Here is a 23,129-nt window from a genome sequence, read left to right as displayed (position 1 = left end):
CGCCCGCTGTCCCCTGATAGCACCGATCTTGCACTTGCTGCCCCGGCGAAGGGGCTATAACGGGCACCGAGCGGGCACCAAGTGCAAGATCGGTGCTATCAGGGGACAGCGGGCGGGGTCAGGGCGTGGACCACGTCGCCGAGCACCACGATCGCGGGTGGGCGCAGCGCGGCGGCCTCGACGTCGGCGGCGACCCTGCCCAGCGTGGAGGGCAGCATCCGCTGAGCGGCTGTGGTGCCCTCCTGGATCACCGCGGCGGGAGTGTCAGCCGGCTTGCCGTGCGCGATCAGCGTGGCGCCGATCGCGGCGAGGTTCTTCAGGCCCATCAGGATCACCAGCGTGCCCCGCAGCCCGGCCAGGGCGTCCCAGCGCACCAGCGACGCGGGCGCGTCGGGCGCGAGGTGCCCGGAGACCACTGTGAACTCGTGCGCCACGCCCCGGTGGGTCACCGGCACCCCGGCCACCTCCGGCACCGCGATCGCGCTCGTCACGCCGGGCACCACAGTCACCGGCACGCCCGCCTCGGCGCAGGCCAGCAACTCCTCGCCGCCACGGCCGAAGACGTACGGGTCGCCGCCCTTGAGCCGTACCACCACCTTGCCGGCCCGCGCCCGGTCCACCAGGATCCGGTTGATCTCCTCCTGGGCACGCGACGGCCCGTACGGGATCTTGGAGGCGTCGACCAGCTCGACGTCCGGCCGCAGTTCGTCCAAAAGCAGGCCGGGCACGAGCCGGTCGGCGACGACCACCTCGGCCTCGGTGAGCAGCCGCCACCCCTTCACGGTGATCAGTTCCGGGTCGCCCGGTCCGGATCCGACGAGTGCGACGCGCCCTCCGGTGTTAAGAGGGGGCCCTTCCTCTACCGCAGGCGTTAAAAGGGGGCCCTTCCTTCCGAGCAGGGCGCGGATGGCGTCGCGGGTCGCCATCGCTCGGCGGGGGTCGCCGCCGCCGAGGACCGCCACTGTGACCGGTCCGTGCCGGGTCACCGCCGGGGTCCACGCGCTCGCCGCCGTCCGGTCGTCGGCGCGTACGCAGAAGATCCGCCGCTCGGCCGCGGCGGCGCTGACCGCAGCGGCGGCGGCCCGGTCGTCGACCGCCACCTGGACCAGCCACGCACCGTCCAGGTCGCCGGGGACGAACCGGCGCGGCTCCCAGTGCAGCCGCCCGGCGTCGACGTGCGCGCGCAGCGCCGGGGTCAGCTCGGGCGCCACCAGCAGCACGTCCGCGCCGGCGTCGAGCAGCGCGGGCACCCGCCGGGTCGCGACCGCTCCCCCGCCGACGACGACCACGCGCCGCCCGCCCAGCCGCAACCCCAGCGGGTACGGGCTCGGCGGCGTCGGCCCGGTCACTTCTCCGCCACCCCGGCGGAGTCGAACGTGGCCACCTCGTGCAGCACCCGGACCGCGCCGGTGACCACCGGCAGGGCGAGCAGCGCTCCGGTGCCCTCGCCGAGCCGCAGCCCCAGGTCGATCAGCGGTTCCAGGCCGAGGTGCCGCAGCGCCGCCGTGGCGCCCGGCTCGGCGCTGCGGTGCCCGGCGACCATGGCGCCCACGGCGTCCGGCGCGAACGCGGCGGCGGCGAGCGCGGCGCTCACCGCGATCACGCCGTCGAGCAGCACCGGCACCCGGCGCGCGGCGGCGCCGAGGATCAGGCCGGTCAGCGCGGCGTGCTCCAGCCCGCCGACGGTCGCCAGCACGCCCAGCGGGTCGGCCGGGTCGGGCTCGTGCCGGGCCAGCGCGGCCCGCACCACAGCCACCTTGCGGGCGTACGTCTCGTCGTCGACCCCGGTGCCCCGGCCGGTGGCCGCCTCCGCGTCCACGCCGGAGAACGCGGCGATGAGCGTGGCGGACGGGGTGGTGTTGCCGATGCCCATGTCGCCGGTGAGCAGGATGCCCGCCCCGGCGTCGATCAGCTCGCCGGCGACCTGGATGCCGGTCTCGACGGCCGCGCGGGCCTCGTCCCGGGTCAGCGCCGCGGTGACCGTCATGTCGCGGGTACCGGGCCGTACGTTCGCGGCCACCAGGCGCGGCCCGGCCGGGTCACCGGGCTCGTCGGCACCGGGGATCGGGGTGGCCACGCCGACGTCCACCACTGTGACCGAGGCACCGGCCTGGCGGGCGAACGCGTTGACCACCGCGCCGCCGGCCAGGAAGTTGGCGATCATCTGGGCGGTGACCTCCTGCGGCCACGGGGTCACGCCCTGGGCGTGCACGCCGTGGTCACCGGCGAAGATCGCCACCGCGGCCGGTTCGGGCAGTGGCGGTGGGCAGGCGCCGGCCAGCCCGGCGAGGCGTACCGAGAGCGGCTCCAGGGCGCCGAGCGAGCCGGCGGGCTTGGTCAGCCGCCCCTGCAACTCGCGGGCCGCCGTCATGGCGGCCTCGTCCAGCGGCTGGATCGCCGCGACTGTGGACTCCAGCATCATGCCTCCAGGATCCGTGCCAGCGTCTCGATGAACGCGTCGGTGGTGCGCCGGTCGCGTACGGCGATCCGGAGCCAGTCCGGGCCGAGCCCGGGGAAGGTGTCGCCCCGGCGTACCGCCCAGCCGTGGGCGCGCAGCCGCTCGCGTACGTCGGCGGCGCCGGCCACGTGGATCAGGACGAAGGCGGCGGCCGGGCGGCCCGCCACGCGTACCCCCGGCAGGCCGGACAGGCGGGCCACCAGGTGGTCGCGGTCGGCGGCGAGTTCGGCGGCGATGGCGCGTTCGGCGGCGACGGCGGCCGGCGCGGCGCAGGCGGTGGCGGCGGCGAGCGCCGGGGTGGAGACCGCCCAGAGCGGCTGCGCGGTGGCGAACCGGGCCAGCAGCGCGGCGTCGCCGAGCAGGTAGCCGATCCGCAGCCCGGCCAGGCCCCAGGTCTTGGTGAGGCTGCGGACCACCACGAGGCCGGGGAGGTCGCGGCGGGCGGCGAGCGACTCGGGCTCGCCGTCGACGCCGGGCGCGGCTGTGGTGTCGGCGAAGGCCTCGTCGACCACGAGCACCCGGCCGGGACGGGCCAGCGCGGCGATGGTGTCCGCCGGGTGCAGGACCGAGGTCGGGTTCGTGGGGTTGCCGATCATGACCAGGTCGGCGTCGCCGGGGACGCGGGCCGGGTCCAGGCGGAAGCCGTCGGCCGGGTCGAGCAGCACCCGGTCGACCCGGTGCCCGGCGGCCCGCAGCGCGGCCTCCGGCTCGGTGAACTGCGGGTGCACCACAACGGGGTGGCGGACGCCGGACAGCGCGCGGGCGAGCAGGACGAAACCCTCGGCGGCGCCGGCGGTGAGGAGTACCTCCTCCGGGGGTCGCCCGTGCCGGTGAGCGACGGCGGCGCGGGCCGGTGCCGGGTCCGGATACGCGGCCAGGTCGCCCAGCGCGGCGGTGATCGGGTCGGCCAGCCAGTCCGGCATCGGGGCGCGGCGCACGTTCACCGCCAGGTCCACCAGGCCGGGAGTGGCCTCGGCGTCCCCGTGGTGGCCCAGGTCGGGCTCGTCGAGCGCGGCGGCGCTCCCGGTCGGTGCTGCGGGCATGTCCGCGATCCTGCCGGGTAGCCGCCGCCCGGGACAGCGCATCCCGGCGTGGGTCGCGTCACGGTCCGCCGGTTTATGAGTTCTTCTCATTTTCGAATCGGAAATGTCATAGCTTGACCCCGTGAGCAGTCGTCCCCTTGCTTCCGCTGGCCGTCTCGTTCCCCTTCTCCGCGCCGGGCTGATCGCCGGCATCGTGGTCGCCGCCGCCCTGTATCCACTGGTCGCCGTCACCGGCATCGGGGCCAAGGCCACCGCGCACGCGATCGAACAGAAGACGAGCATCCTCAAGACCGCGCTGCCGGCCGAGACCTCGTACGTCTACGCGCCGGACGGCAAGACCGTGCTGACGATGTTCTACGAGGAGTACCGGCAGTACACCAAGATCGAGAACATGTCGCCGAACATCCAGCAGGCGATCGTCGCCGCCGAGGACAACCGCTTCTACCAGCACCACGGCGTCGACCCGAAGGGCGTGGCGCGTGCTTTCGTGTCCAACGCCCGATCCGGCGGCGTCTCCCAGGGCGCCTCGACGATCACCATGCAGTACGTGCGGATGGCGCTGCGGGACAGCGCGACCACGCCCAAGGAGGTCCAGGAGGCGACCCAGCAGACCAGCCTGCGCAAGGTCAAGGAGATGCGCATGGCGCTGGACATCGAGAAGCACCTGAGCAAGGAGCAGATCCTGGAGCGCTACCTCAACTCGGCCTACTTCGGTCACCGCGCGTACGGGATCTACGCCGCCTCGCAGATCTTCTTCTCCAAGACCCCGGCCACGCTCACCCCGGTCGAGGCGGCCACGCTGGCCGGGCTGGTGAAGTCGCCGTCGGAGTACGACCCGATCACCTCGGACCAGAAGGACGCCACCGGCCGGCGCAACTACGTGCTGGACAACATGGCCCGCCTCGGCTACCTGTCGCCCGATGCCGCCGCCGCGGCCAAGGGCCAGCCGATCAAGCTGAAGCTGACCACCCCGCCGAACGACTGCGCCGCGATCGACGGCGGCCACCGCAGCTGGGGCTTCTACTGCGACTACCTGAAGAACTGGTGGAGCTCGCAGCCCGCGTTCGGCGAGAACCGGCTGGAACGGATGGACAAGCTGCGCCGCGGCGGCTACCGGATCGTGCTCGCCGTCGACCCGAAGACCCAGGCGGCGGCGGAGAAGAACGTCGGCGCCAAGGACAACACGGGCAGCCCGTTCGCCAACGGCATCGTGGTCGCCGAACCCGGCACCGGACGGATCAAGGCGATGGCGGTGAACCGGAACTACTCGCTCGACCTGGCCGAGAACCCGAACAGCTCGAACCCGGAGGCCGGTCCGAAGGTCAAGGCGAACTACCCGAACACCGTGGCGCCGCTGCTCGGCGGCGGGACGCTACCGGGCTACCAGGCCGGTTCGACGTTCAAGATGTTCCCGATGCTCGCCGCGCTGAACGCCGGGATGCCGCTGTCCACCGCGTACGACTCGCCGCACACGTACAAGTCGGCCGTCTACGACGGGTGGGCCCCGTCCAACGCCAGCGGCGCGATGACCGGCCGGCAGACCATGTGGTCCGGGTTCGGCAAGTCGGTGAACACGTACTTCGTCCAACTGGAGGAGAAGATCGGCGCGGACGCCGGGGTGCGCCTGGCCGAGCAGCTGGGGCTGCGCTGGCGTACCGACGTGGACAAGGAACAGGCGTCGCCGGGCAAGGCGAAGAAGTGGGGCGCGTTCACGCTCGGCGTCTCTGACGCCACCCCGCTGGAGATGGCGAACGCGTACGCCGCCATCGCCGCCGACGGGCGCTACTGCGAGGCCATCCCGGTCAACGCGATCATGAACCGGGACGGCACGCCGGCCACGTACACGACGGCGGGCGGGGTACAGCGGGAGGTCGCCAAGCCGCGGTGCCGGCAGGTGGTGAACGCCGACGCGGCCCGCGCCGCCACGGACGCGGCGCGCTGCCCGACCGGCGACACCCCGGCCAAGGGGAGCTGCGGCGGCTGGTCGACAGCCGACAGCGTGCGGGGCACCGTGGGCCGCCCGGTCGCCGGCAAGACGGGTACGACGGACAGCACCCGGTCGGCGTGGTTCGTCGGCTACACGCCGGAGCTGGCGGCGGCGAGCTTCATCGCCGACCCGGACAATCCGTTCAACGCGGTGGGTGACGGCCAGTCGCAGATCCCGGTGAACGCGGTGGCGCAGACCCTGCGGGACTCCCTGAAGGGCCAGCCCACCCGCCAGTTCACCCCACCCTCCGACCAGATGGTCGGCTGACCCACCTGATCCGCCCGGGGGTGCGCCCGGGTAGTTGATCAAGGAGTTTGCGTTCCGGATCGGCCGATCCGCCGACGCGAACTCCTTGATCGACGTTGTGGGGCGGGAGCGGTCAGCGGAGGTCGGCGGCGACGAAGGACCACAGCTCCAGGTCGACCCGGGCGCCGCGGACGATACCGGCGTTGCGCAGCAGGCCCTCGTAGCTGAAGCCGGCCTTCTCGGCGACCCGCCGGGACGCCACGTTGCCGGCTGCCACCCGCAGCTCCACCCGCTGGAACCCGTGCTCCAGGATCAACGCGATGGCCACCGCGTCCACCGCCTCTACCGCCAGGCCGTAACCCCGGGCGTGCGGCGCGATCGCGTACGACAGCTCGGTGAGCCGGGCGCCCCAGTCGGTACGGCGGGCCCAGAGCGAGCCGACCACCCGCTGGTCCTCCCGGCGGACCACCGCCCAGTGGTCGCCGTCGCCGCTGTCACGCCGCTGCCGGGCCAGCTCGGTGCACCACGCCCGCCCGTCGATCTGCCCGGACGCCTCGGCCAGCGGCAGCCAGCGCTGCGTCTGCCGGTCGGCGAACACCTCGTCCACCGCCTCCGCGTCGGCGGCGACGAGGTGCCGCACCTCGATGCGCGGGGTCGAGACGGTGAGCGCCGGGAACCGGCGTACCGCCACCTGCCCGATCACGCCGGCGCCCCCACCGGCGCCAGCGCGGCGGCCACCAGCCGGGCCGCGATGTCCGGATGCGCGGCCCAGTGCGGCACGAGCTGCGAGGCGTGCACCGCCTGCCGGACGAAACCCTCCGGGTTGCCACCCTCCCAGCGCCAGGCCGGACGGTCACCGGCCCGCGGAGTGAGCACTGCGGCGTGCTGCTTGTGCCCGGTCACCGTCGTGCCGGCCGCGGCCACCACGCTCTCGGTGACAGCGGTGGCCGTGCGGTAGCCGACCACCAGGCCGTCCCGGATCGTGCCGACCGCGTCGAGCACCCCGCACATGGGCAGGCCGTCCAGCTCCCGGGCCAGCCAGAGCAGGCCGGCCCCCTCGGCGATCACCGGGCGGCCCGAACGGGCCAGCTCGGCCACCGCGATGCAGAGGCGGCGGTTGGCGGAGAGCTGCTCCGCGTACGTCTCGGGCAGCCCGCCGCCGACGACGAGCGCGCGCGCCCCGGCGGGCAGCGCCTCGTCGCGCAGCGGGTCGAGCGTGACCACCTCGGCGCCCGCGGCGCGCAGCAGCTCGGCGGTCTCGGGGTGGCTGTAGGCGCCGGCCGGTCCGCCGGCGAGCGCCACCACCGGCCGCTCCCCCGACGGCTGCGGCGCGTCGGCCGGCTCCGGCGACCACGGCTCCACGGTGAGCGCGGGGGCGGAGCGGGCCAGCGCCAGCAGCCGGTCGAGGTCGACGGTGGCGGCCACCGCCTCACCGAGCCGGCGTACGCCGCGTTCGGCGTCCGCGTCGGCACGCACCACGGGACCGGTGCCGTACCGGCGGGCGGGCAGCACCGGGGGCAGCTCGTGCCGGCGCAACGCCCCGTAGACCGGCACGCCCACGTCGTCGAGCGCCTCGCGCAACAGCGCCTCGTGCCGGGGCGAGGCCACCCGGTTGAGGATCACGCCGCCCAGCCACAGCTCGTCGTCGTACGCCCGGAAGCCGTGCACCAGCGCGGCCACCGACTGGCCCATCGCGGCCACGTCCACCACGAGCACCACCGGGCTGCGCAGCGCGGTGGCGACCGCTGCCGTGGACTCGCTCTCCGGTCGTCCGCCGACCGAGTCGTAGAGGCCCATCGTGCCCTGCACCAGCGCGAACCCGGCGCCGGCCGCGCCGTACGCGAAGAGGGGGGCGATCCGCTCCGGGCCGACGAGTCTCGGGTCCAGCGTGCGCCCGGCGCGCCCGGCGGCGAGCCCCAGATACGCCGCGTCCACCTGGTCCGGCCCTACCTTGAACCCGGCCACCGGGATCCCCCGGTCGGTGAACGCCGCGAGCAGGCCGAGGGAGACGGCGCCGGTGCCGTGCCCCGAGGAGGGCGCACTCAGCACGACGCGCGGCACGTCGGTCATCATCGACTCCTGATGTGGGTGGTTTCCGCCCGCGTGACCATACCCGTCCGGCCCGGCGCGCGAGAGCCGCGCACACCGCCGTTTCTGCCTGGCAGCGGCGAGTGGCATCGCTCATACGGGTAGCCTTGGCCAACGTGTACCGGTTCCTGCTGACCCCGCGCTGGCTCGGCTACCTCGCGCTCACGCTCGTCGCCGCCACGGTGATGGTGTTCCTGGGCAACTGGCAGCTGGACCGCTACCGGGGCCGGACGGCCGTCAACGAGCGCATCGACGCCGGGGCCACCATGACGCCCGCGCCGCTGCGCGACGCGCTCCCCGCGCCCAGCGGCGGCGACGTCGGTCCCGCGCCGTCCGAGGAGCTCACCTGGAGCCGGGTCACCGCCACCGGCCGGTACGACAGCGCGAACACCGTCCTGATCCGCGGCCGCACCGTCGACCGGACCGTCGGCTTCGAGGTGCTCACCCCGCTGGTGCTGGCCGACGGCACCGCGGTGCTCGTCGACCGGGGCTGGATCCCGCCCGTGCCGGGCGCCGGCGCGACAGTCCAGCCGGAGGTCCCGGCGGCGCCGGCCGGCGAGGTGACAGTGACCGGCCGGGTGGTCGGCAGCGAGAGCGGCGGCGGCGCGGTCAGCCGGCGCGACGGCAAGCTGGAGGCCCGGCGCATCGACATCCCGCGCCTGGCCGAGCAACTCCCCTACCCGGTGACCGGCGGCTACGTGCTGCTCGACGGCCAGACGCCGGCCGCCGACCCGGCCTTCCAGGCGGTCCAGATCGGGCACACCAACAACTGGCAGAACTTCGGCTACGTGTGGCAGTGGTGGATCTTCGCGGTGATGAGCCTGTTCGGCTACGGCTGGGTGGCGCGCCGGGAGGCCCGCCGCCGGGCCGGGCTGGACACCCCGGGTGAGCCGGTGGACCGCGCCGCCGGCCACCGCGCAGTTCCCGGCCGCGCCGCAGTTCTCGGCGCCGCCCGCGCAGTTCTCCGCGCCGCCCGCCCAGTACTCCGCGCCGCCTGCGCAGTTCTCGGCGCCGCCCGTACCGCCGGCCGGGGTGGTCGCGCCGTACTACGGGCCCGCACCCGGGGCGTATCCACCGCCCGGGCCGGTGCCGCCCACGCAGTCGGCGGTAGCCGTGCAGATCGCCGAGATCATGGTGACGCCGCCTGTCATCCGCACCCCGGCCGGTGTCCTGCCGCTCGCCGGCGCCTCCTGGTACGTGACCGACTACTGGCAGAAGGAGGAGAAGATCGCCCAGTGGGCCATCGTCGCCGCGATCCTCGGCTTCTTCTGCCTGACCGTGTTCAGCCTCCTCTTCCTGCTGGTCAAGGAGACGCGGCACTACGGCACCGTGCAGGTGACGGTGAACAGCGGCGGGCACCAGTACGTCGCGGGGATCCCGGTGACCGACCAGTTCCAGGTGCAGCAGCTCAACAACCAGGTCAACTACGCCCGGTCGTTGTCGGCCGGCTGAGCCGTCAGCCGGTGACCCGGCCGGCGTGGATGGCGCGGACCGCGTCGATGGTGTCCGCCTCGGCGGCGGTCTTGTCGTCGCGGTAGCGCAGCACGCGGGCGAAGCGCAACGCCATGCCGCCCGGGTACCGGCTGCTCGTCTGCACCCCGTCGAACGCGATCTCGACCACCTGCTCCGGCCGGACCCGCACCACCCAGTCGCCCTTCTCCACGGCGAGCGACAGGAACCGTTCGGTCTGCCAGCGCAGCAGCTCGTCGGTGAGCCCCTTGAACGTCTTGCCGAGCATGACGAACTCGCCGGTGCGCGGATCGCGGGCGCCGAGGTGCAGGTTGGACAGCCAGCCCTCCCGCCGGCCGCTGCCCCACTCGACCGCGAGGACCACCAGGTCGAGCGTGTGCCGCGGCTTGACCTTGACCCAGGCCGAGCCGCGCCGGCCGGCGTCGTAGGGCGCGGCCGGGTCCTTGACCACCACGCCCTCCTGACCGGCGTCGACAGCCGCGGCGAACGCCGTGGCCGCCTGCTCCACGTCGTCCACCTCGATTCGGTCGACGAGCAGCGAGGCGTCGACCGCGCCGGCCAGGGCCGCCCACCGCTCCCGTCCGGGCGCGTCGATCAGGTCGGTGCCGTCGAGGTGCAGCAGGTCGAAGAAGTACGGCGTGAGCACCGGTTCGCCGGTGCGCTCGGCGGCGGCCAGCACGGCGGGCGCGACCTGTGTCGGCCCGGTGGTGCTGGGCGTGGTGCGCCGGGCCGCGCGGCTGGACGTCTCCTGGAACGGCAGCGGCCGGCCGGCGGCGTCCAGCCCGATCGCCTCACCGTCGAGCACCAGCTCGCGGGCGGGCAGCGCGCGGACGGCGGCCACCACCTGGGGCAGCCGGCCGGTGATCTCGTCGAGGCTCCGGGTGAAGACGGCGATGTCCGGGCCGGAGCGGTGCACCTGGATGCGGATGCCGTCGAGCTTCACGTCGACCACCGCCGGCACGCCGGTGGCGGTGAGCGCCTCGTCGACCGAGGGCGCGCTCTGCGCCAGCATCGGCGCGAGCGGCCGGCCCACCTGGAGCCCGAACCCGGCCAGCGCGGCGGCGCCGCCGGTGAGCGCCGCGACCGCCACCGCCCGCAGGTCACCGGCGAGCAGCAGGGCCCGCCGGACCGCCGTGACCGGGACGTCGGCGGCGCGCGCGACCGCGTCGGCCAGCAGCCCGGCCTGCGCGCCCTGGCGCAGCTCGCCCCGGAACAGGCCGGTCAGCAGGCGCTGCTCGTCGGCGGTGGCGGCGGCGAAGAGACGGCCGACCAGTTCCCGGCGCCGGGCCTGCGAACCGGCCCCGGCGACGCGGGAGATCTCCTCGATCGCCGCGTCGACGGCGGCGACGGTGAGCGTCGGCTCGGCGGCCGGCGGAGGCAGGTCACGCAGGCCCGCCCAGCCGACACCGGTCTGACGCTGACGCAGCTCACCGGCGAGATAACCGGCACCGGCCGGGATCTCGCCCGGCTCCAGCCCGCGCAGCGCGGCGGCCAGCAACTCCACCTTGGCCCGTCGGCCGCTGGTGGCCCCGACCGCGGCCGAGGTGGCCGCCAGCTCCGCGAAACGCACGCCCACATCCTGCCAGTCGCGTGTGACATCGGGGTGGATCCGGCGGCCCGGCACACCGCACGGGTGCGCCGGGCCGACGGGCCGACGGTCAGGCCGAGACCGGTTCCTCGATGCGCAGGCCGCGCCCGCGCACGCCCTCGGCGACCCGGGTGAGCAGCGCGTCGAGCGTGACCAGGGCGGCGGAGAGCTCGCCGATCTGTTCGTTGAGCGTGTCCTCGGACCACGCGGAGACGTCGACGTCCCCCAGAGCACGGACGGCGGCCTGGAGCCGCTCCATCTCGTCGTTCGTACGCATGTTCGAAAGGCTATAACACCCCGCCCGCCGACACACCACAAACTCCGACATCCGCCCCGAAGTTACGGTTTCGACACCTCAGGCGCGGTTTCCGGCCTCGGCCACCCGGGCCAGCAGCAGCGCCTCGGCCAGGCACACCCGCGCGAACTCGCCCAGGTGCAGGCTCTCGTTCGGCCCGTGCGCCCGCGCGTGCGGGTCCTCCACACCGGTCACCAGGATCGCGGCCCGCGGGAACATCTCCTGGAACGTGGCGATGAACGGGATCGACCCGCCCACCCCGATGTCGACCGGGTCGGTGCCGTCCCAGGCCGTCCGGAACGCCGACCGGGCCGCGTCGAACATCGGCCCCGAGGCGTCGATGACGCAGGGCGCGCCGTCGTGCTCGAACGTCACCGACACCTGAGCGCCCCACGGCGCGTGCCGCTCCAGGTGCGCGGTCAGCGCCGCGTACGCCTTCTTCGGGTCGTCGCCCGGCGCCAGCCGTACGCTCAGCTTCGCCTTCGCGGACGGCACCAGCGCGTTCGGGGCCTCGCCGGTGGACGGCGCGTCCACGCCCAGAATCGCCAGCGCCGGCTTCGTCCAGAGCCGGTCGGTGATCCGGCCGGTGCCGAACAGCCGCGCGCCGTCGACCAGGCCGGCCTCGGCGCGGAACCGGTCCTCCGGGTAGTCGACGCTGGCGCCCTCGCGGGCGGCCAGCCCGTCCACCGCTACGTCACCCGCCTCGTCGTGCAGCGTGCCGAGCAGCTTCACCAGCGCGGTGAGCGCGTCCGGCACGGCGCCGCCGAACATGCCGCTGTGCACCGCGTGGTCGAGCGTGCGCACCTCCACGAAGCAGTTCACGATGCCGCGCAGCGAGGTGGTCAGCGCCGGCACGCCGACGTCCCAGTTGGTGGAGTCGGCGATCACGATGACGTCCGAGGCCAGGTCGTCACGGTGCTCGGCGAGCAGCCGCTCCAGCGAGTCCGAGCCGTACTCCTCCTCGCCCTCGATGAACAGCACCACGCCGACCGGCAGCCGGTCGCCGAACGCGCGCAGCGCGGCGACGTGCGCCATGATGCCCGCCTTGTCGTCGGCGGCGCCCCGGCCGTAGAGGCGGCCGTCGCGCTCCACCGGCTCGAACGGGTCCGACTCCCACAGCGACAGGTCGCCGACCGGCTGCACGTCGTGGTGCGCGTACATGAGCACTGTGGGCGCGCCGGCCGGGGCCGCCTTCGTGCCGATCACCGCGGGCTGGCCGCCGGACCGGACGATCCGCGTGTCGAGGCCGCAGCCGCGCAGCAGCTCCGCCACCGCCTCGGCGGAACGCTCCACGTGCGAGTGGTCGAAGCCCTCGAAGGCGATGCCCGGGATGCGGACGAGTCGCTCGAGGTCGGCACGGACGCCGGGGAGTTCCCGCTCGACGGCGGCCCGCACCTCGGACTCGGAGAGGATCGGAGTGGTCATGACCGGAATCGTATGCTGGCCTTACCCCGCCACGTCGCCCGAGCCCGATCGCCGCCCCACGCGCACGTAGTAGCGGTCCGCGTCGTGCGGCAGGTCCGGGGCGCCGTCGACGACCAGGTCCACAGCGGCCTCGGTGCCGTCGGCGGCGAAGTGCGACCGCTCCCCCGCGTGCCAGCGGCGCAGCTCCGGCAGGATCCGCTCGCCGTCGCGGGCCAGCGCCCGGCGCAACCGCAGCTCGGCCGGCGCGGTGACGAGCACCGACAGCGTCAGCTCGGGGCGTACCGCGGCGCGGGCGGCGCTCACCCCCTCGACGATCAGCACCGGACCGGCCGGCACCGGCACCACCCGGTCCAGGAAACAACGGCGCACCCAGCTGTAGCGGCGGTAACCGCCCGCCCGGCCGGCCCGCAGCGGGCCGAGGACCTGCTCCTCCAGCCGGGTCCAGAACGTGAGCTGGTCGTCCCAGCCGTCGAGCAGGTCGTCGGTGTGCACGAGCGGCGGGCGGACGCCGCCCACCCCCGCCGCCAGGGCGTCCGCGAGGCGCGTCGCGAACCGGCTCTTGCCCGCGCCGCTGGGCCCGTCGACGGCGACCAGCCGGGTACGCCCCAGCCGCGCCGGCCCGGCCAGCACCCGACGGGCCAACCCGGCGTACGCCTCGATCAGGGCAACGTTCACCCGACCGACGCTAACGTTCCCCCGTCCGCTGGAAACTGCGACCCGGGCGGACCGTTTCGCCGAGCGGCGGCGCGGCGCGCTGGGCATCATCGGGGGGTGCTCCATGACGTGATGTGTCCGGGCGTCGACGCCCTCCTGGAACAGGCCCGCGCCGGTCTCCGCCGGCTCACCCCGCACGAGACCGTCGAGGCGGTCCGTGGCGGCGCGCTGCTGATCGACACGCGTACCGAGGCGCAGCGCCGCGAGGAGGGTGAGCTGCCCGGCGCGATCGTCATCGACCGCACGGTGCTTGAGTGGCGACTCGACCCGGCCAGCGCGTGGCGCATACCCGAGGCCACCGGGTACGACCGCGAGATCGTCGTGGTGTGCCGGGAGGGGTACAGCTCCAGCCTGGCCGCCGCCAGCCTCCAGACGCTGGGACTGCGGCAGGCCACCGACATGATCGGCGGCGTGCAGGGCTGGCGGGAGGCCGGACTGCCGATGTCCGACCGCCCGGCCGACGTGCGCTACTGAGCCGGTGGCGCGCCGGGTGGCACGAACGGCAGTCCCGGCGGTGGGCCGGACTCGATCAGCCGCCACAGCGCGTCGGTGTCGAGGTGCTCCTCCACCAGGTCGCCGAGCAGGTCCAGCGTCCGTTCCCGGGCCGCCGCGAAGGACGTGTCCGGCGCGACCTTGAACCCGGTCCGTCCGGCCGCCTCCGCGACCTCGGTCAGGAACCGGCGGCGGAACGCGTCCGAGGAGAAGGCGCCGTGCCAGTGCGTGCCGTACACGGTGCCGAGGCGCGCGCCCTCGCCGGTGCCGTCGGCGTAGCGCAGCAGCGGCGCGAGGCCCGGGTCGGCGGCCGTGACCCGGCCGTGGTGGATCTCGTACCCGTGGACCGGCACATCGCCGGCGGCGGTACCCTCGGCCCGGCGGACCGTCTTGCGGGGCTCGAAGGTGATCTCGACGGGCAGCAGCCCGAGGCCGGGTACGGTGCCCCGGCGGCTCTCCACCGCATCGTGGATCGCCCGGCCCAGCATCTGGAAGCCGCCGCAGATGCCGAGCAGCGGCCGTCCGGCGGCGGCGTGCGCCCGGACCGCGTCGGCCAGGCCGGTCTCCCGCAGCCAGGCCAGGTCGGCGACTGTCGACTTGGTGCCGGGGAGCACCACCAGATCGGCGGCGGCGAGTTCGGCCGGCTCGACGGTGAGGCGTACCCGCACACCCGGCTCGGTCGCCAGCGCCTCCACGTCGGTGGCGTTGCTGATCCGGGGCAGCCGGACCACTGCGACGTCGAGCCAGTCGGTGCCCCGGGGCGCGGGCGGCCGGCCGAGCACCCGCCCGTACGCGAGCGAGTCCTCCGCGTCGAGCCACAGGTCCAGGGCCCAGGGCACCACCCCGTACGTCGGGCGGCCGGTGACCCGGCGCAGCATGTCCAGCCCCGGCTGGAGCAGGCCGCGGTCACCCCGGAACTTGTTCACCACGAACCCGGCCAGCAGCGCCTGGTCGGCCGCGTCGAGCAGGGCGACGGTGCCGAACATCGAGGCGAACACGCCGCCCCGGTCGATGTCGCCGACCACGATCGTGGGCAGGCCGGCCTGCCGCGCCAGCCCCATGTTGACGTAGTCGCCGTCGCGCAGGTTGATCTCGGCGGGGCTGCCCGCGCCCTCGCAGATCACCACGTCGTACTCGGAGCGCAGCTCGGCCAGCGCCGCGTACGCCGTGGTGGCGAGCCGAGCCCGTACCTCGTGGTAGTTGCCGGCGGTGACCGTGTCGACGGCTTCGCCGAGCAGCACCACCTGGCTGGCGTGGTCGCTGCCCGGCTTGAGCAGCACCGGGTTGAAGCGCAGGTCGGCGTCCAGCCCGCAGGCGGCGGCCTGCATCGCCTGGGCGCGGCCCAGTTCGCCGCCGCGACCGTCCGGGCCGACCACCACGGCGGAGTTGTTCGACATGTTCTGCGCCTTGAACGGGGCGACCCGGACGCCCCGGCGGCGCAGCCAGCGGCAGATGCCGGCGGTGAGCACGCTCTTGCCGGCGTCGGAGGTGGTGCCGGCGACCAGCAGCCCGCCGCTCACCGCCCGCTCCCCCGGCCTGAGTCACGGGCCGCTCGGGTGACGGCACCCAGCGCGGCCCGGCCGGCAGCGCCGACCAGGCGACCGACTGTCACCGGGTAGAGCGCGGCCAGGCCGAGCGCGGCCACACCCACCGCGCCCGAGATCCGGGCGGCCCGCTTCAGGTGCCGCGCCTCGGGGCGGGGCCCGTCACCGAGGAAGGGCCGGGTCTCGGCGCGGCCGAAGTAGACGTTGCGCCCGCCGAGCCGGACGCCGAGCGCGCCCGCCATGGCCGCCTCGCACTGACCGGCGTTCGGGCTCGGGTGGTCGGCCCGGTCCCGTCGCCACACGTGCCAGGCGGCGGCGCGGTCCCCGTGTGCCACCGGCGCGACGGCCACCGTGAGCAGCCCGGTGAGCCGGGACGGCACGAGGTTCAGCGCGTCGTCCAGCCGGGCCGCCGGGGTGCCGAAGCGGGCGTACCGGGGCGAGCGGTGGCCGACCATCGCGTCGAGCGTGTTCGCCGCCCGGTAGCCGAGCAGGCCGGGCAGGCCCGCGACCGCGCCCCAGACCAGCGGGGCGACCACGGCGTCCGAGGTGTTCTCGGCGACCGACTCGACCGTGGCGCGGGCGAGTTCGGGCTCGTCGAGGGCCGACGGGTCGCGTCCGCAGAGGTTGCCCAGGCGGGACCGGGCGGCGGGCAGGTCGGCCCGGCCCAGTGCCCGTGCCATCACCCGGGACTCGTGCCGCAGCGTGCGCCCGCCCAGCACCGTCCAGGTGCCGGCGGCCACCAGCGCGGCCCGGGCCACCGGATGGCGGCGGGTCGCCAGCGCGGCGGCGGCGCCGAGCAGGACCGGCGCGCCGACGGCGAGCGCCGTGAACGCCGTGCCGGCCGTCCGGTCGGGGCGGTAGACCCGCCGTTCCAGCGCGCCGGCCGCCGTGCCGAAGCCGGCCACCGGATGCCACCGGCGGGGGTCGCCGAGCAGGGCGTCGAGCGCGTAGCCCGCCACCAACCCGGTCGCGTTCGCCATGGCGGTCGCCTGCCGCACCCGTCACCACCTCCGGCCGGCCAGCCTAGTCGTACCGCGGGGTGGTGACGCCGACGTCACCACCCCGCGCCCCCGTCGGACGAAGGGTCAGGCGTGCACCGGGGTGCGCCGCCGGCCACGGCGCCCGGAGGGGGTCCCGGCGGCGCCGCCGGGACTCGCGCCGCCCGGCTCGCCCTCACCCGGTCCACCGGCACCCGGTGCGGTGACCTCACCCAGCTCGTCGTCCCCGGCCGGGGCCGGCTCGTCGCCCTCCTCGGGGGACAGGTCGTCGTCCTCGGCCGGCAGGCCCGGGCCGGTGCCGGACGGACCGTCCGTCCGCCCGCCCGGCAGACCGCCGGACGGTCCGCCGAACCGGGCGTCCCCGCCGGGAACGGGCGCACCGGGCCGGTCGTCGAACGGGTCGGGCTCGCCCACCCGCTCGACGGTGCCGACGAGCCCGACCCGGCCGCCTCCGTACTCCGGCGGCGGGAAGTCGTCGTCGAAGGGCCGGTCGTCGAACGTCGCCGGGGCCTGGGCATCAGGCACCGGCTCGGTCGCCTCGCCGTGCACCCGCTGCTCGGCCTCCGCGTCCTCGACGGTGCTGGTGGCCGCGCGGGGCTGGTTGCGCAGGAAGCGGGCCCGGCCCCGGGACAGGTCGTGCCCGACCGCGACCGCCTCCAACTCGTAGAGCGTGCGGTGGGTGCCCGCCTCGTCGGTCCAGTCCCGGGTGTAGAGGCGCCCGGCCACGATGACCGGATCACCGACCGCCACCGAGGCGGCCACCCCCTCGGCGAGGCGGCGCCAGCAGTTGACGCGTACCCGAAGGCTGTTGCCGTCGACCCAGCGGCCGCTGTCGCGGTCGAGCCGGCGGGCGGTCGAGGCGACCTTGAAGTTGGCCACCAGCGTTCCGCTCTGCGTGGTCCGGCGCCACTCCGGCGCGGTCAGCACGTTGCCGACGATCGTCACGTACGTATCGAACATCGCCCCTCCCAGGGATCGACTTGTCCCGGGAAGCGTCGGCCGACCGCCCCGCCCGGACCACCCGCCCGGCCCGTGCCTGTGGATGACGGACCGCCCTGTGGACAACCACCTGATCAAGGTCCCGATCTGCTAGGCCGACCGGCCCTACGGACCTGACCTGCGACGACGCATGATCGAAAGGAGCCGGCAGGCAGGCGTTCCGGAATCGCGCCGGTTGGGTAAGTACTTGATCAACCGAGAGAAAGGGAGCTCCCATGCTTCTCCGAGACGTCCGCGAGGCAGCGCGATGAGCGCCGTGGCGAACCCCGCGACCGTGGCCGAGTGCCTGCGGGTCGGCGCCGGGTTCTCCCAGGGCGACCGCAACTGGATCGCCGAGCAGTTCGCGACCCTGGACGCCCGGCTCGCCGGCTTCCACGCCGACGCCACCGAGCTTGAGGTGTCCGTCAAGGATCGCGAGGCCCGGGGCCAGAAGGTGACCCTGGAGTGCTGGGTCGCCGGGCGGCAGAAGATCGTCACCACCTCGACCGAGGAGGATCTGCACGCCGCGCTCAACGACGTCCGGGACGACCTGCGCCGCAAGCTCAACGACGCGAAGACCCGCCAGGAGCCGCGCCACAACAAGCACCTGCGCGCCGTCGACCAGCCCGAGGGCACCCCGTTGCAGGACGCCGAGCGCGAGGACGCCGAGACCGCCTGAAGTCCGGCACGGCCCGCCCGCACGGTGCAGGCGGGCGGGCCGTGCCGTTTGTTAACAAGGAGCCCTTCCTCTACCGGATGCGTTAACAAGGGCCCCCTCCTTACAACCCAGCACCCCTACCGCCGGGTAGCAAGGCGGCGTACCGTCGCGGTCGTGGAACCGGACGTGCTGGGCGCCCCCTACGAGCGGCGGACGATCGAGCTGGGCACCGACGACGAGGGGCCGGTGGTCGCGACCCTGGTGCGGCGGCGCGCCGACCGCCCGACCGGCCGCGCCGTGCTCTACGTGCACGGCTTCGTCGACTACTTCTTCCAGACCCACGTGGCCGACTTCTTCGCCGAACGCGGCTGGGACTTCTACGCGCTCGACCTGCGCAAGTACGGCCGCAGCCTGCTCCCGCACCAGACCCCGAACTTCTGCCGCGACCTGAGCGACTACTTCCCCGAGCTGGACGCCGCCGCGGAGATCATCCGCGCCGAGGAGGGCCACGACACCCTGCTCGCCATGGGCCACTCGACCGGCGGCCTGATCATCTCGCTGTGGGCGCACGACCGCCGCGACGCCGGCCTCGTCGACGGCATCGTGCTCAACAGCCCCTTCTTCGACATCAACGCGCCCTGGATGGTCCGCCGGCCCCTCGCGGCCGCCGTCTCCCGCCTGGGCCGCAGGGCGCCGCAGCGTGTGCTGCCGTTCGGGCTGGGCACGGTTTACGGCGAGAGCCTGCACGCCGACCACCGGGGCGAGTGGCGGTACGACCTGGCCTGGAAGCCGCTTGCCGGATTCCCGGTCCGGGCCGGCTGGATCAACGCGATCCGCGCCGGTCAGCGCCGACTGCGGGCCGGGCTGGACATCCCGGTGCCGGTGCTGCTCGCCTGCTCCACGCGCAGCTTCCGGGGCACGAAGTGGCACGACAGCGCCACCGGCGCCGACGCCGTGCTCGACGTCGAGCACATGGTGCGCTGGGCGCCCCGCCTCGGCCGGCACGTCACTCTCGCCCGCTTCGACGGCGGGCTGCACGACCTCACGCTGTCCAGTCCCGGCGTACGCGAGAAGGTCTTCGCGGAGGTCGGACGGTGGGCGGAGGGATTCCTGCGCGCCGGGCCGACCGAGCCGGAGCCCACGACACCGCCGGCCCCGCGGCGGCCGGCCGACGCGGCCGCCGAGGGCTGAGGCCGGTCCGTCCCGCCGCCGGGAAGCCCGGCCGAGTCGGCCGTCCCGCCGCCGGACGGCCGGTTCAGTCGGCGACGACCGCCGTGAGCGCGGCGCGGACCCGGTCGAAGGTGGCGATCGGATGGCCACCGGCCTGCGGCGGCAGCACCACGCCGAGGCAGCGCAACGCCGGTCCGCCGTCCGGCCCGGCCTCGACCGCGAACACCGGCGCGCCCACGTAGCCTGCGGGCAGCTCCGTGGTGACCCGCACCTCGCCGCCGTCCCGGGCGACCCGCTCGACGACCGCCTCCAACGGCCGCGACCCGCCGTCACCGACGCCCAGGGCCAGCACGAACGCCGAGGCGGGCGCCGCGCCGATCCGGGCGACCGAGTCGGCCGGCGCGGCCGCCGCCTCGGTGACATGCTGGGTACGCCAGCGCCAGCCCCGGTCGTCGGCCCAGCCGTGCAGACCGCCGGTCGGCATCGCGGCGAGCCCCAGTTCCGGCAGGTGCAGCCAGTGGTCGGCGAAACCGGGCAGGTCGATCGGCTCGTCCGCGCCCTCGGCCGGGTCGGTGACACTCGGCCGCAACCCGATCTCGCCGTATGCGCGGTCGGTGAGCGCGTCGGCGGTGAGCAGCCACTCGTGCGCGACCTCGCCGTCGTCGGTGGCGCCGACCAGCTCGCTGTAGAAGAACGCGGTGCCGAGCACGCCGGGCGGTGTGCCCGGGCCGTCCGAGCCGGTGAGGGGCAGGATGGCCCGTCCGAGGAGCTGACACAGCTCGAAGACGATCTCGTTCTCGGTTTCCTGGTCGAGCAGCATCCGACGAGGGTACGGATCGCGTCCCGCCCGGCCCGCGCCGGACCCGCCGCAACTGTGGTGCCGGTCCGGGCCCCGGCATGGGACGCTGAGGGGCGGAACGGACGCGCCGACCCGTACCCCCGGGCACGCCGGGACCGGCGGTACCCTCTTGGCGCGACGACAGTCGGCGCGCGCCCGTAGCTCAGCGGATAGAGCAGGGGACTTCTAATCCCAAGGCCGCAGGTTCGAATCCTGCCGGGCGCACAGGAACTTTGCCTTCCCGAACGACTCGCGTGGGGCTATTCGTGGTGCGAGCGCGCTACGGTGGCCCCGTGGCAGCCTCGAACGGACGGACCAAGCGCCAGCGTGGCGAGCTCGAAACCCTCCCCAGCGGGTCACTGCGCGTGAAGGTCTATGCAGGCGTCGACCCGATCAGCGGGAAGCGGCACTACCTGACCGAGGTCATCCCCGCCGGTCGCACCGCCGCCAAGGAAGCCGAGAAGGCACGTACGCGGCTGCTGGCCCAGGTGGACGAGCGGCGCAACCCGCGAACCCGCGCCACGCTCGACCAACTTCTAGACCGGTGGCTTGAGGTGGCCGACATCGAGGCCACCACGCGCATGGGCTACGTCAACAAGCTCAACAAGCACGTCCGGCCCGTTCTCGGCAAGCTGCCTGTTGGCAGACTCGACGCCGAGACGTTGGAGTCGTTCTACGCGAGCCTGCGCCGCTGCCGCGACTGGTGCGGCGGCAAGGCGTACGTGAAGCATCGTGTAGAGAGCGAGCACACCTGCACCGCGAAGTGCCGGCAGCACGTCTGCAAGCCGCTCAGCGCTTCGTCAGTGCGGCAGATCCACTGGATCCTCAGTGGTGCTCTCAGCCGGGCGGTCCGGTGGCGCTGGATCGCCGTCAACCCCGCCAGCCAGGCCGAGCCACCCGCACCGCCGCACCCCGACCCGCAGCCACCGAACCCCGCTGATGCGGCCCGCATCATCACCGAGGCGTGGCGCGATCCGGACTGGGGCGCGCTGGTATGGCTCGCTATGACGACCGGCGCCCGCCGCGGCGAGCTGGCCGCGCTGCGCTGGCACCATCTCGACCTTGCCGCCGGTGTGCTGACGCTGCGACGCAGCGCCTACCTCAACGAACACGGCCAGCTACAGGAGAAGGACACCAAGACGCACCAGCAGCGGAGGGTGGCGCTCGACCCGGAGACAATCGAAGTGCTGCGCGAACTGCACGGCCGGTACCTCGACCGCCTGGCGCAGCTCGACGCGAACGCCGACCCTGCCGACTACGTCTTCTCTCCCGAGCCGGACAACAGCCGCGGCTACCGCCCCGACACCATCACCCAGCGGTACGGCCGGCTCGCCACTCGGCTCGGCATCGACAGCCACATTCACGCGCTGCGCCACTACTCGGCAACAGAGCTGATCAACGCGGGTGTCGATGTGCGCACGGTCGCCGGACGGCTCGGTCACGGCGGGGGCGGCACGACGACGCTCAGGGTGTACGCCGCATGGCTGTCAGAGTCGGACCAGCGCGCGGCTGGCACGCTGGCCGCCCGGATGCCGCCGCGCCCACTCACGCCAGGGCAACGAACTGCGTCGAGCAGTCCATACCAGGAGATCGCGACCGAGCTACGCCACCAGATCAACAATGGTCGGCTCCGGCCTGGCGACCAGCTCCCGACCGTTGTCGATCTGGCGACGGCGCATGGCGTATCGGCCGGTACGGCCCACCGGGCTGTCGCCCTATTGGCGGCAGAAGGCTTGATAAGCGTTGTCCGAGGTCGCCGAGCAACTGTTGCGGGCGCATGAGTTGCTGCATGATGTAGCGGCGGCGGGCGCGAGTGTGGCGACCTCTCCAACGACCTAGCGCGCGACGGCTCGAATGACTACTTCATCCAGAGGAAAATCCGCTCGTCCTTCGGCGCCTGAACGAAGGCGTGAGAGCCAAACACCACCCAAGCATCAAAGCCCTCGCCGGGATCTAGCACCTCATAGCCGTTTTTTCGGTAGAAGGCTTCCAAACCCTCAGCACACGGCATCTGGCCGTAGATAATAAAGTACTCGCAGTAGGTATAGATTTGTTGACAGGCGCGGATAAGCGCGCTTCCGATCCCCTCTTTTTGATGACCAACGTCCACACCAAGGCTCTTAACTCGGGCCATCCCCGTCCCACCGGATAGCAACGCCTCAAGTCGGCGCCTACCTGCTGGGGTCTGTCGAATGAATTGGCTGATGACACCAACCGGTGGATAAGCTATAAGGCTACCGATGACCCCATCTCGCGAACGCTCCGCCACTAGGGGCAGCGTGGCGTGAAGAAAAGGCACATGATGATTCGCTGCTTGGTAGTCAAGAAACTGCTTAGCCATATGGCGGGTGAAGCCCTCCCTGCCGTCTCGGAGGCCCGCAACGAGTGCCGCCGCGGTGACTCCCTGCTCAATTCCTTCGACCACCTCTTCAGCCAGGTCTACGCCAGCGAGCCTAGACAGTCGCTTCAGGTGCGGTACGTCATCGGATCGCGCGAGCCTTAGGCGGATATCTGCGCCGTGGCTCCACCCCTCTACGAGCTGCTCGGGCGCAAGCCTGATGGAAGCTCTCTGCCTCTGGCGCGGTGCATGGAGGCGCGCTGGGGGGATCGGATGCCGAATCGGCTCCCGCCGACGCGCCTTTGAGCTTCGCTTACCCATACCGCCTCCTGCACTACTGGACACTTTCGGTGACCATACCATCACACTGCGATGTGCCTCTATGTCTCAGCCTCTGCCCGCTGCCGAGGCGATGCCTGCGCTGCCGCCGCTACCACCGGAGCCGAATACGACTTGGCCACCAGGATCTTGACCGCGTTCGTGCACGTCCCCTGCCAACGCATGCATCCAGAGTGGATGGAAGCAAGCGGGGGCTACTCCGGGTGAGCGTCTAGGCGCTGGAGCCATCTTCACCTCTTGCTGGCCGGGGTAGCGCCTCCGCCTTTGGAGTCTCGGCGACGGGGGAACCGACCTGCTCTTCGCCAGGACCGTCTTCGGGCCCATCTGTACTAGCCTCGGTCTTTCACTAACTGTTGATCAAGGCCGCGTGGCGGGTTGTTGATCTTGATCAGTCGGTCGATCGACGTCAGGGCGTGGTGGTAGCCCGACGCGGGGTCGGGTTCCTCCAGAAGCTGTCCGT

The 23,129-nt window shown here is 73.6% G+C and carries 19 protein-coding genes, 1 tRNA gene and 2 pseudogenes; 8 read left to right on the top strand and 14 right to left on the bottom strand.

Going from position 1 to position 23,129, the window contains the following annotated elements; translation table 11 throughout:
- Positions 1 to 98: 98 nt before the first annotated feature.
- Genes cobA through cobC form a run of 3 tightly spaced genes read right to left on the bottom strand, consistent with a single transcriptional unit; the run spans position 99 to position 3,501 of the window.
- Positions 99 to 1,349, bottom strand: a complete 1,251-nt coding sequence (gene cobA / locus ABD52_RS25280) for a uroporphyrinogen-III C-methyltransferase (protein ID WP_047893469.1) — start codon at positions 1,347 to 1,349, stop codon at positions 99 to 101.
- Complete coding sequence (gene cobT / locus ABD52_RS25275) at positions 1,346 to 2,419, bottom strand: nicotinate-nucleotide--dimethylbenzimidazole phosphoribosyltransferase (protein ID WP_047893468.1); 1,074 nt, start codon at positions 2,417 to 2,419, stop codon at positions 1,346 to 1,348. The genes cobA and cobT overlap by 4 nt, the downstream gene beginning before the upstream one ends.
- The gene (gene cobC / locus ABD52_RS25270) at positions 2,419 to 3,501 is read right to left on the bottom strand and encodes an Rv2231c family pyridoxal phosphate-dependent protein CobC (protein ID WP_047893467.1); all 1,083 of its coding nucleotides are present in this window, start codon (positions 3,499 to 3,501) and stop codon (positions 2,419 to 2,421) included. Before cobC ends, cobT begins: the two co-directional genes overlap by 1 nt.
- Positions 3,502 to 3,622: 121 nt before the next feature.
- Here cobC and ABD52_RS25265 point away from each other — a divergent pair, with 121 nt between their 5' ends.
- Entirely contained in the window at positions 3,623 to 5,755 is a 2,133-nt protein-coding gene (locus tag ABD52_RS25265; RefSeq protein ID WP_013288084.1) for a transglycosylase domain-containing protein, read from the top strand.
- 112 nt (positions 5,756 to 5,867) lie between these two features.
- Here the strand turns inward: ABD52_RS25265 and ABD52_RS25260 are convergent, their stop codons facing one another.
- Both ABD52_RS25260 and ABD52_RS25255 read right to left on the bottom strand, forming a co-directional pair.
- A complete protein-coding gene (locus ABD52_RS25260; RefSeq protein WP_013288085.1) occupies positions 5,868 to 6,437 on the bottom strand; it encodes a GNAT family N-acetyltransferase in 570 nt (189 codons plus the stop codon).
- The gene (locus ABD52_RS25255; RefSeq protein WP_047893466.1) at positions 6,434 to 7,804 is read right to left on the bottom strand and encodes a cobyrinate a,c-diamide synthase; all 1,371 of its coding nucleotides are present in this window, start codon (positions 7,802 to 7,804) and stop codon (positions 6,434 to 6,436) included. The genes ABD52_RS25260 and ABD52_RS25255 overlap by 4 nt, the downstream gene beginning before the upstream one ends.
- Before the next feature lie 134 nt (positions 7,805 to 7,938).
- Between ABD52_RS25255 and ABD52_RS38510 the strand changes: the two are divergent.
- Positions 7,939 to 8,697: pseudogene (locus ABD52_RS38510) on the top strand (SURF1 family protein); the annotation flags it as partial.
- A gap of 10 nt (positions 8,698 to 8,707) precedes the next feature.
- The gene (locus ABD52_RS25245) at positions 8,708 to 9,274 is read left to right on the top strand and encodes a hypothetical protein (protein ID WP_235437551.1); all 567 of its coding nucleotides are present in this window, start codon (positions 8,708 to 8,710) and stop codon (positions 9,272 to 9,274) included.
- Between the two features lie 4 nt (positions 9,275 to 9,278).
- Here the strand turns inward: ABD52_RS25245 and ABD52_RS25240 are convergent, their stop codons facing one another.
- The 4 genes and pseudogenes from ABD52_RS25240 to ABD52_RS25225 form a co-directional block, all read right to left on the bottom strand.
- Positions 9,279 to 10,862 (bottom strand): ATP-dependent DNA ligase, encoded by a 1,584-nt coding sequence (locus ABD52_RS25240; RefSeq protein ID WP_047893464.1) that lies wholly within the window; start codon positions 10,860 to 10,862, stop codon positions 9,279 to 9,281.
- Positions 10,863 to 10,950: 88 nt separating this feature from the next.
- A complete protein-coding gene (locus ABD52_RS25235) occupies positions 10,951 to 11,157 on the bottom strand; it encodes a hypothetical protein (RefSeq protein ID WP_030273275.1) in 207 nt (68 codons plus the stop codon).
- Positions 11,158 to 11,235: 78 nt separating this feature from the next.
- Positions 11,236 to 12,600 carry a dipeptidase gene (locus ABD52_RS25230; RefSeq protein WP_013288091.1) on the bottom strand — a complete coding sequence of 455 codons (1,365 nt, stop codon included), beginning with the start codon at positions 12,598 to 12,600 and terminating at the stop codon, positions 11,236 to 11,238.
- Positions 12,601 to 12,624: 24 nt separating this feature from the next.
- Positions 12,625 to 13,380: pseudogene (locus tag ABD52_RS25225) on the bottom strand (uridine kinase); the annotation flags it as partial.
- Positions 13,381 to 13,386: 6 nt separating this feature from the next.
- On the opposite strand from ABD52_RS25225, the gene ABD52_RS25220 reads away from it, so the two are divergent.
- Positions 13,387 to 13,788: a rhodanese-like domain-containing protein gene (locus tag ABD52_RS25220; protein WP_013288093.1), complete on the top strand. Its 402-nt coding sequence runs from the start codon at positions 13,387 to 13,389 to the stop codon at positions 13,786 to 13,788.
- Here the strand turns inward: ABD52_RS25220 and ABD52_RS25215 are convergent.
- The 3 genes from ABD52_RS25215 to ssb all read right to left on the bottom strand — a co-directional run bounded on the left by ABD52_RS25215 (position 13,782) and on the right by ssb (position 17,308).
- Entirely contained in the window at positions 13,782 to 15,326 is a 1,545-nt protein-coding gene (locus ABD52_RS25215) for a cobyric acid synthase (RefSeq protein ID WP_047893463.1), read from the bottom strand. The two genes, ABD52_RS25220 and ABD52_RS25215, sit on opposite strands and share 7 nt — an antisense overlap.
- The gene (locus tag ABD52_RS25210; RefSeq protein WP_091332159.1) at positions 15,323 to 16,330 is read right to left on the bottom strand and encodes a cobalamin biosynthesis protein; all 1,008 of its coding nucleotides are present in this window, start codon (positions 16,328 to 16,330) and stop codon (positions 15,323 to 15,325) included. The genes ABD52_RS25215 and ABD52_RS25210 overlap by 4 nt, the downstream gene beginning before the upstream one ends.
- Before the next feature lie 105 nt (positions 16,331 to 16,435).
- The gene (ssb, locus tag ABD52_RS25205) at positions 16,436 to 17,308 is read right to left on the bottom strand and encodes a single-stranded DNA-binding protein (protein WP_047893461.1); all 873 of its coding nucleotides are present in this window, start codon (positions 17,306 to 17,308) and stop codon (positions 16,436 to 16,438) included.
- Positions 17,309 to 17,594: 286 nt separating this feature from the next.
- Between ssb and ABD52_RS25200 the strand changes: the two genes are divergently transcribed.
- Together ABD52_RS25200 and ABD52_RS25195 are read left to right on the top strand one after the other, a co-directional pair.
- A complete protein-coding gene (locus tag ABD52_RS25200) occupies positions 17,595 to 18,005 on the top strand; it encodes an HPF/RaiA family ribosome-associated protein (RefSeq protein ID WP_013475451.1) in 411 nt (136 codons plus the stop codon).
- Between the two features lie 153 nt (positions 18,006 to 18,158).
- The gene (locus ABD52_RS25195) at positions 18,159 to 19,175 is read left to right on the top strand and encodes an alpha/beta hydrolase (RefSeq protein ID WP_047893460.1); all 1,017 of its coding nucleotides are present in this window, start codon (positions 18,159 to 18,161) and stop codon (positions 19,173 to 19,175) included.
- 64 nt (positions 19,176 to 19,239) lie between these two features.
- On the opposite strand, the gene ABD52_RS25190 is transcribed toward ABD52_RS25195, so the two are convergent.
- On the bottom strand, positions 19,240 to 19,974 hold the full coding sequence (locus ABD52_RS25190) for a hypothetical protein (protein ID WP_047893459.1): 735 nt from the start codon (positions 19,972 to 19,974) through the stop codon (positions 19,240 to 19,242).
- A 170-nt stretch (positions 19,975 to 20,144) separates the two neighbouring features.
- On the opposite strand from ABD52_RS25190, the gene ABD52_RS25185 reads away from it, so the two are divergent.
- Positions 20,145 to 20,217: transfer RNA gene (locus ABD52_RS25185), tRNA-Arg, on the top strand.
- A gap of 68 nt (positions 20,218 to 20,285) precedes the next feature.
- Entirely contained in the window at positions 20,286 to 21,773 is a 1,488-nt protein-coding gene (locus tag ABD52_RS25180; protein ID WP_161801642.1) for a tyrosine-type recombinase/integrase, read from the top strand.
- Positions 21,774 to 21,850: 77 nt separating this feature from the next.
- Here ABD52_RS25180 and ABD52_RS39320 read toward each other — a convergent pair whose 3' ends face one another.
- Complete coding sequence (locus ABD52_RS39320) at positions 21,851 to 22,417, bottom strand: GNAT family N-acetyltransferase (protein WP_152748319.1); 567 nt, start codon at positions 22,415 to 22,417, stop codon at positions 21,851 to 21,853.
- Between the last annotated feature and the right edge of the window lie 712 nt (positions 22,418 to 23,129).

Source organism: Micromonospora sp. RV43 (assembly GCF_001029515.1).
GTDB classification, from domain to species: Bacteria; Actinomycetota; Actinomycetes; order Mycobacteriales; family Micromonosporaceae; genus Micromonospora; species Micromonospora aurantiaca.
This window is presented reverse-complemented; position numbering and strand designations above follow the sequence as displayed.